This window comes from Brevibacterium sp. FAM 24630 (assembly GCF_049804075.1).
GTDB lineage: Bacteria > Actinomycetota > Actinomycetes > Actinomycetales > Brevibacteriaceae > Brevibacterium.
Genome location: NZ_JBNBZD010000068.1, coordinates 1 through 650 on the forward strand (window position 1 = coordinate 1; position 650 = coordinate 650).

Genomic DNA, 650 nt, shown 5'->3' on the forward strand with positions numbered 1-650 from the left:
TCGATGCCAGTCCATGCGTCGTCGCTGATCGTTCCGATCGCTGCTTTGACCTTCTTATCCATACGCACGGTGATCGACACATGAGCCCCGGCATCGTGGGCGGCTTTGGCCACTTTTGAGGAGTAGTACGCCGAATCAGCCCTGACCAGGACCGGGAGGTCGGAGTTGATTCGGGCCGTGGTGGCCAAAGCGTCGGAGACGAACTTGTCAGCACCCCGGGCTGACGAGGTCGAGCCTTTGCGCAGACGCTGGCCGACGATGATCTGGCTGGAGTCGCGGGTCGAGGCTGTGGCCAACAGCGTGTTGAGTCCACGACTGCCTTGGTAGCCGAACCCGGCTCCCTGCTTCGACGCGGAGTGAACATCGATGACGGTGTCGTCGACATCGACGAAGATCATCGAAGTCTGTGCCGACTCCTGGTTGGTGGGCAGCAGTGGTGTGTGTTCGTTGAGGTTGGTCAGGAAGCGGGAGGAGATCGCGTCGAGTTGCCGAACGTGGCCGAAGGCGAACGAACGCAGAAACGAACCCAGCGTCGAAGGGGCGTAGACACGGTCGAACAGGTGTGTCATGCCGCCGTGGCGGAGAAGGTTCATGTCATCGATCGAGTCAGCCCCGGCGGCAATTCCGCCGACGAGGGTGGCGAGTTTCGC

Annotated in this window: 1 protein-coding gene; it reads right to left on the reverse strand. The window is 61.5% G+C overall.

Going from position 1 to position 650, the window contains the following annotated elements:
- Positions 1 to 650 (reverse strand): transposase (locus tag ACPUD7_RS17745; RefSeq protein ID WP_425120650.1); only part of this gene is annotated, 650 nt, incomplete at both ends.